This window comes from Saccharibacillus sp. CPCC 101409, from assembly GCF_030518235.1.
Classification (GTDB): domain Bacteria; phylum Bacillota; class Bacilli; order Paenibacillales; family Paenibacillaceae; genus Saccharibacillus.
Map to the genome: position 1 here is coordinate 955,126 of NZ_JAULSA010000001.1, position 15,265 is coordinate 970,390.

12 protein-coding genes are annotated in these 15,265 nt (G+C 56.8%); 9 read left to right on the forward strand and 3 right to left on the reverse strand.

Going from position 1 to position 15,265, the window contains the following annotated elements:
* Positions 1-21: 21 nt before the first annotated feature.
* The 3 genes from QWJ34_RS04045 to QWJ34_RS04055 all read left to right on the forward strand — a co-directional run bounded on the left by QWJ34_RS04045 (position 22) and on the right by QWJ34_RS04055 (position 4,275).
* A complete protein-coding gene (locus QWJ34_RS04045) occupies positions 22-2,055 on the forward strand; it encodes an alpha-L-arabinofuranosidase C-terminal domain-containing protein (RefSeq protein ID WP_302725753.1) in 2,034 nt (677 codons plus the stop codon).
* Positions 2,052-3,818, forward strand: a complete 1,767-nt coding sequence (locus QWJ34_RS04050; protein WP_302725754.1) for a glycoside hydrolase family 2 protein — start codon at positions 2,052-2,054, stop codon at positions 3,816-3,818. Before QWJ34_RS04045 ends, QWJ34_RS04050 begins: the two co-directional genes overlap by 4 nt.
* A gap of 175 nt (positions 3,819-3,993) precedes the next feature.
* Positions 3,994-4,275, forward strand: a complete 282-nt coding sequence (locus QWJ34_RS04055; protein WP_302725755.1) for a hypothetical protein — start codon at positions 3,994-3,996, stop codon at positions 4,273-4,275.
* A 131-nt stretch (positions 4,276-4,406) separates the two neighbouring features.
* Here QWJ34_RS04055 and QWJ34_RS04060 read toward each other — a convergent pair whose 3' ends face one another.
* On the reverse strand, positions 4,407-5,624 hold the full coding sequence (locus QWJ34_RS04060) for a cytochrome P450 (RefSeq protein ID WP_302725756.1): 1,218 nt from the start codon (positions 5,622-5,624) through the stop codon (positions 4,407-4,409).
* Positions 5,625-5,868: 244 nt separating this feature from the next.
* On the opposite strand from QWJ34_RS04060, the gene QWJ34_RS04065 reads away from it, so the two are divergent.
* The 3 genes from QWJ34_RS04065 to QWJ34_RS04075 all read left to right on the forward strand — a co-directional run bounded on the left by QWJ34_RS04065 (position 5,869) and on the right by QWJ34_RS04075 (position 10,135).
* Positions 5,869-6,411 (forward strand): PadR family transcriptional regulator, encoded by a 543-nt coding sequence (locus tag QWJ34_RS04065; protein ID WP_302725757.1) that lies wholly within the window; start codon positions 5,869-5,871, stop codon positions 6,409-6,411.
* 332 nt (positions 6,412-6,743) lie between these two features.
* Complete coding sequence (locus tag QWJ34_RS04070) at positions 6,744-8,555, forward strand: cache domain-containing sensor histidine kinase (RefSeq protein ID WP_302725758.1); 1,812 nt, start codon at positions 6,744-6,746, stop codon at positions 8,553-8,555.
* On the forward strand, positions 8,552-10,135 hold the full coding sequence (locus QWJ34_RS04075; RefSeq protein WP_302725759.1) for a response regulator: 1,584 nt from the start codon (positions 8,552-8,554) through the stop codon (positions 10,133-10,135). Before QWJ34_RS04070 ends, QWJ34_RS04075 begins: the two co-directional genes overlap by 4 nt.
* Positions 10,136-10,149: 14 nt before the next feature.
* Here QWJ34_RS04075 and QWJ34_RS04080 read toward each other — a convergent pair whose 3' ends face one another.
* The gene (locus tag QWJ34_RS04080; protein WP_302725760.1) at positions 10,150-10,689 is read right to left on the reverse strand and encodes a TetR/AcrR family transcriptional regulator; all 540 of its coding nucleotides are present in this window, start codon (positions 10,687-10,689) and stop codon (positions 10,150-10,152) included.
* A 112-nt stretch (positions 10,690-10,801) separates the two neighbouring features.
* A complete protein-coding gene (locus tag QWJ34_RS04085; RefSeq protein WP_302725761.1) occupies positions 10,802-11,611 on the reverse strand; it encodes an SDR family NAD(P)-dependent oxidoreductase in 810 nt (269 codons plus the stop codon).
* 247 nt (positions 11,612-11,858) lie between these two features.
* Here QWJ34_RS04085 and QWJ34_RS04090 point away from each other — a divergent pair, with 247 nt between their 5' ends.
* Genes QWJ34_RS04090 through QWJ34_RS04100 form a run of 3 tightly spaced genes read left to right on the forward strand, consistent with a single transcriptional unit; the run spans position 11,859 to position 15,245 of the window.
* On the forward strand, positions 11,859-12,740 hold the full coding sequence (locus QWJ34_RS04090) for an ABC transporter permease (RefSeq protein ID WP_483314242.1): 882 nt from the start codon (positions 11,859-11,861) through the stop codon (positions 12,738-12,740).
* Entirely contained in the window at positions 12,740-13,612 is an 873-nt protein-coding gene (locus QWJ34_RS04095) for a carbohydrate ABC transporter permease (RefSeq protein WP_302725763.1), read from the forward strand. Before QWJ34_RS04090 ends, QWJ34_RS04095 begins: the two co-directional genes overlap by 1 nt.
* A 55-nt stretch (positions 13,613-13,667) precedes the next feature.
* Entirely contained in the window at positions 13,668-15,245 is a 1,578-nt protein-coding gene (locus QWJ34_RS04100; RefSeq protein WP_302725764.1) for a type 2 periplasmic-binding domain-containing protein, read from the forward strand.
* Positions 15,246-15,265: the final 20 nt, after the last annotated feature.

The window sequence follows — 15,265 nt, forward strand, 5'->3', positions numbered from 1 at the left end:
ACAGGCAACGGAGGGTTCCCATTGAAAACTACAGCAGCAATTTCGGTCGACTGCGCTCGGCCGAGCGTGCATAAGATCAATCCTTATTTGTTCGGCCACTTTGTGGAAGATATCCGGGATCATATGGAAGCGATGCTGGCTTTTCCGCTGAAAGATATGGATTTCGAGAGCGAAGCGGAACTTTCGTCCGGCGTGTCGGGCGCCTGGTACGCTTATACGAACGGACGCAATACGCGTTACGCGCTCGAAGCGCCCGCGCCCAAGCACTCCGGCCGCGCCCAGCGCATCACCGTGCTGAGCGACGACGAAGCGTATGCGGGCATCGCCCAGCGCGCCGCGTTGAAAGGGCCAATGAATTACACCGTCAAACTGGCAGCCCGGGCTTCGGTCGAACTGAGTACGCTGGTGGCGGAAGTCGCGGACCGGCAGAGCGGCGAAGTGCTGGGCCGCGCGGACATCGCGCTGGACAGCCATAATTGGCGGGAATACCAAGCGGAGCTTGCGGTCGGCCGGGAATGCGCCGACGCGGAAGTGCGCGTTTATATCGCCGAAGACCATCCCAGATGGAACGACAGCGTCTCCACGGGGATGCTGTGGATCGATCACGTTTCGCTGCTGCCGGAAGACCATGTCGGCCTGGTCAAGCGCGAGGTCGTCGAGATGAGCCGGGATCTGAACGCGGGCATGATGCGCCTGGCGGGCAATTATATCAGCGCTTACCATTTCGAGCACGGCATCGGTCCGGAGCTGGAGCGCCCGGTCATGTACAACGAAGCATGGGGCGGCTGGACAAGCAAATACTTCGGCACGGACGAGTTCGTGCGCTTCTGCCGGGAGCTGGACGTGGAGCCCTTGATCTGCGTGAACGACGGTTCCGGCACGCCGGAAGAAGCGGCGCAGTGGATCGAATACTGCAACGGCGCCGCCGATACGCCGATGGGCGCGCAGCGCGCCGCGAACGGCAGTCCGGAGCCGTACGGCGTGAAATACTGGGAGATCGGCAACGAAGTCTGGGGAGCCTGGCAGGTCGGAACCTGCACGGGCGAGCAGTTCGCCCGGCGGACGGCGGACTTTATCCGGGCGATGAAAGCCGCCGATCCTTCGATCGCGATCCTGGCCTGCGGACACACCGACCCGGAATGGAACCGCGCGGTGCTGGACCTGGTCGGCGAGCAGATCGATTATCTGACGCTGCATCTGTACCACGGTTATAACCGCTTCGCGATGGACCGTCATACACCGGCCGAAGAACGCTACAAAGCGATCGCCGCTTTTCCCGAATATACGCGCCTCAATCTGGCCGAGACCCGGGAAGCGATCGAAGCGGACGAGCGGCACCGTCATGTAAAGCTGGCGATTACCGAATACAATACGATGTATTATCCGAATACGATCCGCAAAGGGCTGCCCGACGAGCATACGCTCGGCGCGGCGGTCGCCAACGCCGCCAACCTGAACGAAATGCTGAGAGCCGGCGACCTCGTGCAGATCGGCAGCTTCTCCGATCTGGTGAACGGCTGGCTCGGCGGCTGCATCCGGGTAGGCGATTATTACGCCGACCAGTACTGCGGGAAGGAAGCCGGCTGGAGCGGCCGTCCGCTGACCGTATACGGCACGCCGACTTACGAAGTGCTGAAGCTGTACGCGGGAAGAGACATCGCGCACGCGCTCGAAGTCGATACGCAGTGCGGCACTTTCTCGGTCGAGGCGAATAAGCCGACCCCCATTCCGCTGGACGCGCTGCCGGATCTGGATACGGCCGCTTTCGTCAACGAAGAAGGCGATGTGTTGACCGTCTTTATCGTCAACCGGAGCCTGGAGCAAGTGAACGCTTCGCTCGCGCTTGCGGGCGGCGAAGCTTCCGGGGAAGCGGTGCTGCACGAGATTACGGGCGACTCCGCCTGGGACATCAATTCCGTATTCGAACCGGACCGGATCGCCTGCCGGACCCGCGGCATCGCGGCCGAAGATTGGAAGGCGGGGCTCGCGCTGCGCCCGGCTTCGGTCTACGCGCTTGAGATCGATATCGAGCGGCGGGAAGGAGAAGCGCAATGACCACAAAAGGATATATCAAAGATTATCCGAGACCGCAGTTCGTGCGCGATAACTGGACGAACCTGAACGGCGAATGGGACTTCCGCTTCGACGACGACAACACCGGCGAAAGCGGGAAATGGAACGAGCGGCTGGACGGTACTCACCGGATCAAGGTGCCGTTCACATACGAGACGCAGGCGAGCGGAATCGGCATCGAAGCCTTCCATCCCCGCGTCTGGTACGGCAGATCGGTTCGGATTCCGCAGGAAGCCCAAGGCAAGCGGGCGATCCTGCACTTCCAGGCGGTCGACCATACGGCCAAAGTCTGGGTGAACGGCGTGCTGGCCGGCGGCCACCGGGGAGGCTACGCAGCATTCTCCGTGGACATTACCCCGCACCTGAAGTTCGGGACGGACAATCTAATTGTCGTCAAAGCGGAAGACAGCGACGACTGCACCCAGCCCCGGGGCAAGCAGCGCTGGACCGCGGACAACTTCGAATGCTTCTATGTGCAGACGACCGGCATCTGGCAGACCGTCTGGCTGGAGTATGTGGAGGAGCAGCGCATCGATTCGGTGAAGATCACGCCGAATCTCGACCGCGCTTCGGTTTCTTTCGATTACCGGGTGCACGGTCTGGAGACCGCGGCGGATGGTCTGAGACTGGAAGCGATCGTGACGTTCCAGGGCCGCCCGGTCAAGACGGTGAGCCTGGTTGCCGACCGGCCGCGGCTGAGCGTGGAAGTCGACCTGATCCACGAAGCGGCCGGACCGTGGAAAAGATCGTTCTGGTCGCCGCGCCAGCCGAATCTGTTCGATGTGGAGTTCGTGCTGTATCAAGGAGAGGCCGTCGTCGATCGCGTCATGTCTTACTTCGGCATGCGCAAGATCTCGATCGAGAAAGGGCAGGTGCTGCTGAACAACGCGCCGCTCTACCAGCGCTTGATTCTGGATCAGGGATATTGGACGGAAAGCCATCTGACGCCTCCGAGCGAAGAAGCGCTGATCGCCGATATCGACGCCATGCTGGAGATGGGTTATAACGGCGTGCGCAAGCATATGAAGATCGAAGACGCCCGTTTCCTGTACTGGTGCGACGTCAAAGGCCTGCTGGTCTGGTCCGAAATGGCGGCGGCGTACGAGTATCACGACCAGGCGGTAGAGCAGTTCACGCAGGAATGGCTGGAGATCGTCCGGCAGCAGTACAACCATCCGAGCATTATCACCTGGGTGCCGTTCAACGAATCGTGGGGCATCCACTATATCCGGCACGACCGGAGGCAGCAGCAGTTCACGGAAAGTATTTACCATCTGACCAAAAGTATCGATCCTTATCGGCCGGTTATTACCAACGACGGCTGGGAGCATACCGTATCCGACATTATTACGCTGCACGATTACGTGGAGACCGGAGAAGGTTTCCTCAAGCGGTACGAAGGCAATAAGGAAGGTATCATGAACAAGGAGATCGCCTGCAACCACTGGAAATATGCGTTTGCCGAAGGCTACGGGTACAGGGGACAGCCGATTATGATTACCGAGTTCGGCGGCATCGCGTTCCAATCGGACAAAGGCTGGGGTTACGGCCACCAGGTGCTGACGGACGAAGAGTTCCTGACCCGCTTCGACGGACTGACCCAGGCGATCAAAAGCGTGGATTATATTTGCGGTTACTGCTACACGCAGCTGGCCGATGTGCAGCAGGAGATCAACGGGCTGCTGACGGAAGACCGCCGGCCCAAATTCCCGCTGGAGCGGATCAAGGCGATCAATTTGAAATAACCGTTTGGAAAAAAAGCAAAGTCCCGACTCCGTTTCGCGGCGGAATCCGGGGCTTTTTGCTTTTTTTTGGACATTTGCACGAAGAACAGGAAAGCCGGATTCGCCGGCGTCGCTGCGAGAAGGGCTTGACGTTCGGTACAGCCTCCGGCCGGCCGAGCGGATGGAACTCTCGTATTTGTTTCGACTCCTGCTGCTGAACGGCCATGCTTACCAGACGCTGATTACGCGCGAGATGAAAGAGAAGACGCTGAGCGCGGCGGAAGCCGTCGAAGATACGGTCCGCTGGCTGAACATGTCCGGCCTGCCCGAAGGCGAGCATGTGCGGGGCGTCGTATCGCGGTATGTGCAAGAGCGCGCCTCCGAAGGAAATATAGCGATCCGGCAGGGCGGCCGCTTCGGGAAAGTGCTGGTGCGCTTGAACGATCAGCGGATGTTCGGCAGGGAAGATCGCGTTTAGGCATCCAGTCGATATTGGTCGTCATCCGCAAAAAGGCCGTTTTTCCGTATGCGATATACGGAGAAACGGCCTTTTGTTTGCGCTGCTTGAAAGATTCGTTCAACGCTTCGTTCACTCAAAGATTCGTCCACTCAACGCTTCACTTCGATCGGGAAGCTCTTCAGCGACTGCCCCGTAATCGAGACGGTCAGATGTTCGGATACGTTGAAGCCGCCCGGCAGCTTGATATCCGAGAAACGCTTGACGAACGCGCCCAGCGCCATATTCGCTTCCAGCCGCGCGAGCGGGGCTCCCAGGCAGAAGTGGGGACCCGCGCCGAACGTCAGATGCTGGAGCTTGCCGGGACGATGGATATCGAACCGTTCCGCATGGTCGAACTGGGACTCGTCGCGGTTCGCGGCGCCGATCCAGGCGACGACGACCTGCCCTTTTTTCATCGGCGGGCCGAAAATGTCCGTATCCTGCGCCACCTGCCGGTCGATCGTCGCGCCGAAGCGGAAGCGCAGCACTTCTTCGACCAGCTTGGGCACCAGCGACTCGTCGGCTCTCAATTCTTGATACACGCCCGGCTGGTCGATCAGCATGCAGTAGAACAGATTGGACAGCAGCGTGGTCGTCGTTTCGTTGCCCGCGCCGAGCAGCCCGATCGCCGACATGACGACTTCCTGGTCCGTCAGCGTTTCACCTTCGAGTTCCGCTTTGGTCAGGTCGGAGATGATATCGTCGCCCGGATTGGCGCGTTTCTCCATCACGATCGGGTACAGGTATGCGCCGAATTCCTGCATCGCTTTGCCTTTTTGCTGCTCGATATCTTCATAGGCGTCCATATTGTACGGCAGAAACAGAATATCCGACCAGGCTTTGATCAGATGCCGGTCGCGCGACGGGACGCCGAGCAGGTCGGCGATGACGGTTACGGGCAGCGGAATCGCCAGCTTGTCCACGATATCGACGATATCGTCGCCTTCGATCTCCGCGATCAGCTCGTCGATGATCTCCTGGATTCTCGGCTCCCAGTCTTTGAGGCTGCGCGGCGTGAACGCCTGCGCCAGCAGGGCGCGCCGCTTGCGGTGTTCCGGAGGATCGACCATATTGACGTTGCTGCGGGTGTCGATCGTGCGCGGAATCGGGATCAGGCTGCGCGTTTTCTTGTTGGTGAACAGTTCGTGGTCGAACAGCACTTTCTTCACGGCATCGTACGAAAAAACGCTCCAGGCGTCCTGGCCGGCGTCGTACTCGACAGGCCGGTTTTCCCGCATCTCTCTGAACCACGGGTACGGCTCCCACTGCTCTTCCTTGGTTCTCAGATTCGAAATCTCCTGCAGAATAACCTGATTGCTGTCTTTCATCCAAGTTCCCTCCCAGGCGGAATAGTACTGCTGCTCGTTTTTTTGCGATTGCGTCGTTGTACAGAACCGTTTTACGTTAACCTATGTTATTTTAACCTATAAGATACACCTGTATTTTAGCATAGCGCATAGACAAAAAGGAAATTCGCTGGTCTTTGCCGCCCGGCGGCGGTACAATCAAGCGAACAATCAAGCGCGAAGAACGGAACGAAACGAACAAACAAACGAGGCGAAGGGGATTGCCATGTATGCGGATATTCTGATTCTGGGCCAGCTGCTGACCGGACCCAAGCACGGCTACGAGATCAAAAAGAACGTTCAGGAAGCGCTCGGCGATACGTTCGAACTCAACAACAATGCGCTGTATCCCGCGCTGCGGCGCTTTCTGGCGATGGGCGCGATGACCAAAGAAATAGAGAAAGGCGACGGCAAGCCCGATCGCCACGTTTATCTGCTGACGGAGACGGGCGAAGAAACTTTTAACGAGCTGGTACGCGATTTTCCGGAAAAAGCGGCGGTCAATCAGATCGAGTTTCTCGTCCGCGTCGCCCTGTTCGAACGGCTGAATCCCGAGGTTCAGTTCGATATCCTGCGCAAACGGCTGGCCGTGCTGGACGAACAGATGAAGCGCAATCTTCAATACGAGCGGCTGCCGGCGCAGGACCGCTTCATGGCGGAAGTGATCTCGTTCAAAAAAGACCAGACGGAGCAGGAACGGGAGTGGGTGCGGCGGCTGATCGGGGAAATTCAGGCAGAGGAAGAGTCGACGCAGAAAAGCGGACGGTAAGGCGCCTGCCGCCGTTTCGAGGTCCCGAATACACGGCCGGCAGAACATGTTGAATCCGGAAAAAGAAAAGCGCCGCGCAGACTTTTGGCCGCGAACGCTTTTCTTCTTTTTTTGATTTTTCTAGAAAATGCCCCGGTAACTTCTTAAAAGAGGCCCTCTTTATATATGAGTGAGGACGCTATAATTTTATGAAAGCGGATACAAAAAATTAAGACTGCCGGTTTACTCGTTCCTGTCCTATGATAGAACAAGGTCGGAATGCGAGATTGGGGAAGGTTTGGGGGATGAATAATAAACGTTGGATTTCGGAAGCGGTGCTAAAGGTGAGAAGCATGAAATTTCAAAACAAGCTTATGCTGGGTTACCTGTTGATCTGCATCATTCCGCTCGTGAGTGTAAGCGTCGTCATCTTTCGCCAATCGGCTGTGGAACTGGAGAGTTCTTCCCAGGAGTTTGCGGCCCTGTATACGTCTCAGATTCGGACCTCGCTCGAGAATCTGATGCAGGAGTACGACAAGTTGACCAAGTCGGTGCTGATCGACAACCAACTGATCTATAAGCTCGGAGACGAGCGGAACCGTTCCATCGACGAAGTGATCGTGCAGCGCGTGGCCGTGCAGCGGCTGCTGATGCGGGTCGCGCTGCTCAAACCGGAGATCGGCACGGTCATGCTGATCGACCGGGACGAGCGGGTGTACCAGTATTCCACGAACACGGGTACAGTCGGCGAGGCTGCGCTGCTGTCGCAGCCATGGTATAAACGGGTGCGCGAAGCGGACGATACTTTTTTTATTACCGGCCTGCACGACCGCTCTTACTACAACGACAGCGAAGAAGGAGCGATCGTCACCGTCGGCCGCGTCCTGCTCAGTTCCGAGGGAGCGTACGCCGGCATCCTGCTGATCGATCTAGACCCTTTTGCCCTATTGCAGCTGGATGAAGATTTCGTTTCGGCACGGGACAAGTACGGGATGAGCGTCACGATCCGCAACCGGCGGGAAGAAATCTTGTACCAGTCCGACGCCGCCAGCGGGCGCGTCCGCTGGCAGGAAGTGTTGGAGCGCGGCAGCGCCTATTCGCAGGACCCGGGCGACCGCGGCAGAATCGTGCTGTCGGGCCGGACCGAGTTGGGCAATCTGCTGATTCAGACGGAAATTCCCCGCGAGAAACTTCTGTCGAACATCAACAAGATCAAAGGCGTTACCGTGATCGTAATTCTGGCGAGCTGTTTGATTCTGACGCTGATGTCGCTTGCCCTGAGCTATACGGTTACCCGGCCGATCAAAGAATTGAGGCGCAGCATGAAGGAAGCCGAAGCGGGGCGTTACCTGCCGATCGAGAAGAAGCAGGCGGGCGACGAGATCGGAAGCCTGGTCGGCAGCTACAACAAGATGATCGTCACCATCCGCACGCTGATCGAAGACGTTTATATCGGGGAGATCAAGCACCGCAGAGCCAAGCTGGTCGCGCTCCAGAACCAGATCAATCCGCATATGCTCTACAATACGCTGGAGTCGATCCGGATGAAGGCGCTGGTGAACGACGACGAAGAAGCCGCCGACATGATCAAGATTCTGGCGCGTATGTTCCGGCTGGTGCTGGGCAAGGAAGGCAAATGGCATTCGATCAAGCACGAGCTGGAGTATACGGAGAATTATGTGCGGCTGCAAAATCTGCGGTTCGACAACAAATTCCTGCTGGATATCCGCGTGCCGGAAGAAATCCAGCGGTGCAGCATTATCCCGCTGGTCTTCCAGCCGATCGTCGAGAACAGCATCAATCACGGATTCGAAGGCTACGGCCGCACGATGAATATCCGCATCGAAGGAAGCGTCGCGGACGGCGGCGAGATTCGAATCCGGATTTCCGACGACGGCGTCGGCATGACGGAGGAAACGCGGCGCAAACTGACTATTCTGCTGGAAGAAGCGGGACTCGACAAATACAAGCTGGAACCGACGGACGAGCCGGGCGGCAAAGGGCTGGGACTGAAAAATATCGCCGAGCGACTCAAGCTTCATTACGGAGACCGCTACGGTCTGTCGCTCGATCCCGCGTCCGCCAGAGGCGTAGCCGTCGAGTTCCTGATTCCGAGATCGGAAGGGCCGACCTCGATAACAGAAGCAAGGAGGGGTCCGGGATGAAGCTGGTTCTGGTGGACGACGAGAAAGGCATTGTGGAAGGACTCAAAAAAATGATCGGCCGCTACCTCCCGGACTGCCGTATTGTCGGCACCGCTTATAACGGCGAAGACGGGTTCAAGCTGGTACAGAAAAAGCGGCCGGATATCGTGATTACCGATATCCGCATGCCGCAGTCCGACGGTCTGGATATGATCAAAAGACTGAAAGAAGCGGGCAGCCAGGCGAAATTTATTCTGCTGAGCGGATACGCCGATTTCGAATATGCCCGGACGGGCATTCAGCTCGGCGTCAAATTCTATATCAACAAGCCGGTGGAAGAAGAAGAGCTGCGCGACAGCGTAAACCAGGTTGCCAGAGATATCCTGACCGAGCGGTCGAAGCTGCGGGAAATAGACGATCTGAAAGAGGAAGCCCTCAGCCGGATGCAGGAAAATCTGCTTAGCGATATTCTGGACAACGGTCTCGACGACGAAGCGCATCTGGCAGAAGTGCTGCAAAGCGCGAATATTCAAACGGAAGGCATCCGGTTCGTATGCGCGCTGATTGAGTTCGGCGAGATACCGGGATCTTCGAAAGACTTTGGCTTCAAGCCGGCGCTGGACGAAATTTCTGAGGCTTTGAAGCGCTATGGGGCGGTTTACCGGATACGCCGCTCAATGTCGCAGATCGCCGTCGTTATTGCTCATGAGGGAACGGCGGGATACGCGGATATCGTCCTGGCGATTCGGGGGCTGAAAAAGACGCTGAACGCACAGGCCGGACGTCCGGTTACAATCGGGATCGGAACGTTCCGCGAAGGCGCGGCGGGGATCGGACAGTCTTTCGAAGAAGCCCGCTATGCGCTCAGCCACAAAGTCGTCAGAGGGGAAGGAACCGTGATCCCTTACCCGGAAACGGCGCACGCGGCCGAGGAGATTTACTCAGTGCCGCAGGAACCGATCGGCCGCCTGGAAGCCGGGCTCGACAATTTGAACGAAGCGGAATGCGTGAGCGCCGTCCGGGAGATTTTTCGCAATATGCAGAAGCAGAGCGGCATGAGCCCGCGCGAACTCCAGCTTCAATGCCTGAATATTCTGCTGCTGAGCGTGCGCAAGATGTCGTTCCAGCAGCTTCAGCAGAACGATATCCTGGGACGCCGCATTTTATCGCTGGAAGGAATTTCGAGCTTTAGCACCTTGGAGAGTCTGGAGACGTGGATGATCGAGGTGATCGGAAGCATTCTCGCTTTCAAGACGAAGCACCGCATTCCGCGCAAAAAAGATATTATCGCCGAGGTCAAGGAGTACGTCTTGCTGCATTACGGCGAAGCAATCACGCTGGCCGACCTGGCATCGCGCTTTTTTATCAGTCCCTATTATTTGAGCCAGCTGTTCAAGCAGAAGACGGGGGAAACGTATATCAATTTTCTGGGGCGGGTGAGGGTCGAGCGGGCGAAGGAACTGCTGGAGAAAACGGATCTGAAAGTGTACGAGATCTGCGCGGAAGTCGGGTATTCGGACACGCAGCATTTTGCACGGCTGTTCGAGAAACTGACCGGCCTCAAACCGAGCGAATATCGCAGAAGCCGACTGCGCATTTGAGGAAACCGAGAACCTTACCGGTATATCGTGTCGAACGCCGATTCGATCCGCTGCTGGATATCGAACGCTCCGCGCTCGAATTTCCAGCGGACGATAATGCCGATCATGGCGGCGGCGAAAGCGTCGATCAGTTCCCGGCCGGATTGATCGGAGCGGATCTCTCCTTCGGCGATCGCCCGGTCGATCAGCGCGATCGAAGGCGATTCCTCGTCGAAATACGTATGGAAGTGCCTGCCTTCAAGCTCGAACTCCGCCGTCAGGACATGATACATCAGGTCGTGGCCGATCTCCGCCAGCATACGGGCGTAATCCAGCGCGTGCTTGCGCAGAGTTTGCTTGCCGGAGTCCAGGCTTCCGTCCAGCGAGATGCTCGCTTTGACGCGGGAAGCGAACCAGTACAGCAGCAGCGCATTCTTGCTGTCGAAATGATGATAGAACGAGCCGCGCGTTACGCCCAGCCTGCCGCAGATCATGTTGATGCTGATATTCTCGTAGCCGGATTCCCGGAACATGCCGATCGCTTCTTCGCACATTTTATCTTTCGTCGTTATCATTTTTCTTCGCCCTCCAGCCGAGATTCTCCAACAGAAATTATAGCATACACAAAAATAACTTCCGGCGCCGGAAGTTATTTTTATTTGCCTTATTCGGTTGGCTTCGGCGCTTTTATTCCAGGATTCCGGTGTCCGCCCATTGGGTCGGCGTGATCTTGCCCGCGCTCGAACCGGCGTCGACCGGGATAGCGGCGCCGCTGACATAACGGGCCAGATCGGAAGCCAGGAACAAGGAGAGATAACCGATTTCCCGCGGATCGCCGAGTCTTCCGTTCGGGGAGAAGACTTTGGCAAATTCGTTTATGGCTTCCTCGGGCGCCTGGCCCCAGATGGACGTCCGGAACGTTCCGGGGCAGATCGCGTTGACCGTAATGTTGTGGGCGGCATAATCGAGCGCCGCGCTCTTGGTCAGGCCGACCACGCCGTGCTTGGCCGAAGCGTACAGCGCCATGGAGCTGTTGCCCATGATTCCCGCCTGCGACGCGATATTGACGATGAACCCGCCTGCGGATTTAGACTTGAGGATCGCCTGCACGGCGAATTTGATACCCAGAAATACGCCTTTCAGATCGACGGCGAGCACCCGGTCGAGCTCGGCGACGGAATATTCGTGCGCGGGCCTTGCGTCGGCGGCGATCCCGGCGTTGTTCACCAGTCCGTCCAGCCGTCCGTAGGTTTGCACGGCGTAATCGACCAACTGCTCAACCTCGGTTTCGCTGCTGACATCCGCTTTGAAGAAAGAAGCTTCTTTGCCGTCCGCCTTGAGTTCTTCGACAAAAGCCCGCCCTTTGCCGGTATCGATATCGGACACGACCACCTTCATGCCATTGTCCGCGTAGCACTGCGCAATCGCTTTGCCCAGCCCGTCCGCCGCGCCCGTTACGATCGCGACTTTGCCCTGCACGCTTGTGAAATCCGTCATCCAAATCCCTCCTGTTCAAATAAAACATACATGTGTATGTTTAGGATTGTAGAACGCCGCCGCCGAGGTTGTCAAGGCCGCTTTAATCGGAGCGCACAGCCGCCGCATTCCCTCAAAAATGACCGGGTAGGAACTTAAAAACGACCGATTGAGAGGGATTCTTCCGGATCGTATAGTGTTATTGAAAGCGGATTCAATACAGGGATTTCAAGGGGGGAACGATTTGCAGTCACATTCGCTGCATCGGATGAAGGTATACTGGCCGCTGTACGTCATGGCGGTTCCGGGCATGCTATTTCTGATCGTATTCAAATTTATTCCGTTGGCCGGTTCCGTAATCGCATTCAAAGACTACTCGGTCTTTCGGGGATTTATCGACAGTCCCTGGGTAGGTTTCAAACATTTCGGCACATTGATTCATCATCCGGATTTCCTGCGGGTGTTCACAAACACGCTGCTGCTGGGCGGGTTCAAGCTGTTCCTGGTTTTCCCGGTGCCCGTGCTGCTGGCGCTGATGATCAACGAAATTCGGAAAGCGGCGCTCAAAAAGGGGATTCAGACCGCGCTGTATATCCCGCATTTTCTGTCCTGGGTTATTATCGGCGGAATTCTGTTCGACTTCTTCTCGCTAAGCGGGCTGTTCAATATCATTCTCGGATGGTTTGGACACGATCCGGTACTGGGCATGCAGGAGAGTTCGTATTTCCGGCCCGTGTTCATTCTGGCATCCATCTGGAAAGACGCCGGCTGGGGAACGGTGGTCTATATGGCCGCAATTAGCGCCATCGATCCCCAACTGTACGAATCGGCCATGATTGACGGAGCGTCGAAATTCCGGCAGATTCGCCATATTACTTTTCCGATTCTGCTGCCTACGGTCCTGATCCTGTTCCTGCTCGAAATCGGGAATTTCCTCGACCTGGGCTTCGATCCGGTGTACAACCTACTCACTCCGATGACCTACAACGTGGGCGATATCCTGGATACGTACGTGTTCCGCACAGGCATTCAGCAGGGACAGTACAGCTTCGCTACCGCAGTCGGGTTGTTCCAATCCGTGATCGGATTCGCCATGGTCTATACCTTCAACAGGATTTCGAGAAAAGTTTCGGACGGGGGGCTCTGGTAATGATTGCCGAATCGAGAAATGAAAAAATATTTTCCGCGACGATTACGATCCTGCTTATTCTCTTTTCCGTGATTGCGCTGGTTCCGCTGCTGTCCGTCGTTGCCACTTCGTTCAGTTCCAAATCGGCCGTGGATATGAATACGGTGACGCTGTGGCCCAGACAGTTTACGCTGGACTCCTGGAAATACATGATCGACCGTCCCGATCTGTGGCGATCGTTCTTCCTAACACTGGTCACGACGCTGGTCGGGACGGTACTCGCGCTGCTCATGACCGCTCTGTTCGCTTACCCGCTGTCGAAGAAGGAATTCCGTTGGGGATCGGTCGTTATGGTAGCCGTCGTCATCGCGATGATCTTCAAAGCGCCGATCGTGCCGTACTTTCTGACGGTGCGCGGCATCGGTCTGTACGACAATCCGCTGGTGCTGGTGCTTCCGCATATCTTGAATCCGTTCAACCTGATTATTATGCGTACCTTCTTCAAGCAGTTCTCCAAAGAGCTGGAGGAAGCTGCGATGCTGGAGGGCTGCGGATATTTCCGGATGCTGTTCCAGTTCGTGCTGCCGCTGTCCAAAGCCGTGCTGGCAACGCTTGCCCTGTTCTACGGCGTCGTGCTGTGGAATCAGTTCCAACATCCGCTGTTCTTCCTGCAGAATCCGGACTGGTTCCCGCTGCAAATCAAGATCCGCCAATTTATCACCGACGACAGCGTGATTATGTCGGGCGCCGCTTCCACGGCCGCATTGAATTACAACGAGCGGACGCTGCGGGCGACCACGGTTATTTTCGCCATTATCCCGATTATCGCGGTGTACCCGTTCCTGCAAAAGTATTTTGTCAAAGGCGCCATGATCGGTTCCGTCAAAGGCTGAGGGTTAGCGGTCTCCAGAACGTTTGCACGCAAATGAATAGGAGGGGGAAAAGAAAATGAAACTCAAAAAGATGGGAATGCTGCTGGCATCAGGCATGCTGGCGTCGGGGCTGCTCGCAGGCTGCGGCGGCAAAGATGCGTCGGATACAGCCGCGCCCGCCGGCCAGGATCGGAGCGCAAGCGGCGACCAGGTCGTCGACGTGGAGGTCTGGGGCACGAATATCGGCTACAAGCCGGTTGAGAAAAGCAGCAAGCTGTATGAATTTTATAAAGAAAAGCTCGGCGTGGGCGTGATTAATCCTTATGTGGAATGGAACGGCGGCACCAATTACCTCAATCAGCTCAATCTGAAGATTGCCGCCAACGAAATGCCGGATCTGTTTGTGCCGCAGCAGGGGATCGAAGACAATCTGGCCAAGAACGGCGCGATCGCCGACCTGACCGACCTGCTCCCCGAATACGCGCCGAACGTCTGGTCCGCGATTCCGGAAGACATCTGGAAAGTCGTCAAAGCGAACGATCCGACCGGCCAGGGCCGCATTTACTATATCCCTAACGTTGTGGAATACGGCCGATACGCCAGCATGATTCGCCAGGACTGGCTCGATAAGCTGGGCTTGAAGATGCCGACCACGCAGGACGAATACGTCAAAGTGCTGGAAGCGTTCCGCGACCGGGACCCCAACGGCAACGGGCAAAAAGACGAAATTCCGACCGGCGGCCGCGAAGAAGCGCGCTGGATGGATCATCTGTTCGCGATGTACGGCGTCGCCATGTTTGAAGGCTATCCGGACTGGGACCTCTACAACGGCGAACTGACTTATTCGGCGACCACGCCGAATATGAAAGCGGCGCTGGAATTCATCGCCAAGCTGTACAAGGAAGGTCTGATCGACAAAGAATCGCTGCTCAACACCAAAGACAAATGGGACGGCAAGATCCAATCCGACAAAGTTGGAAACTACTTCCACTGGGTGGAGCAGGGAAACCTGATCTTCGAGAACCTGGAGAAAAGCACAGGCGTCAAAGCCGAATTCGCCGTGATGCCCGTACCGAAAGTCGAAGGGTACGACGGCTTCTACACGATGAAGAAATTCGCTTCCCCGCTGTGGGTCGTGAAAAACAACAAAGACCAGGAGAAGCTCCAGGCTACGCTGAAACTGCTCAACAACGTGTACGACAAAAAGAACTGGAAAGACCTGTACCTCGGCGTGGAAGGCATGCACTACACGATGAAAGACGGCAAAGCGGTCAAGCTGCCGGACGACAAAAGCACGCAGGAAAACCAGATCCTTAACCCGGCGACCAGCGTATCCACGCTGGATATGAGCGTCGAATTGTTCAACGAAACGGCGTCGGCGGACAACAAATGGGCGATCGACCAGGTGACGCGGAACATGGAAGAAGCGCAGAAATACGCCAAAGCGATCGCCGGCGACGGCCTGCCCGCCAGCATTTACGAAGGCTACCCGGATATCAACAACCGGACCCTGTACGCAGAATACGCGACCAAGATTATTCTCGGCCAGTATCCGATCGACAAGTTCGACGAGTTCGTGGAGAAGTGGAACAAATCCGGCGGCGAAGAAGTGACGAAGCGGGCCAGAGAGTGGTACGCGAAAGTGCAGCAGTAAAGTCCGGCGGGAAAAGGAGC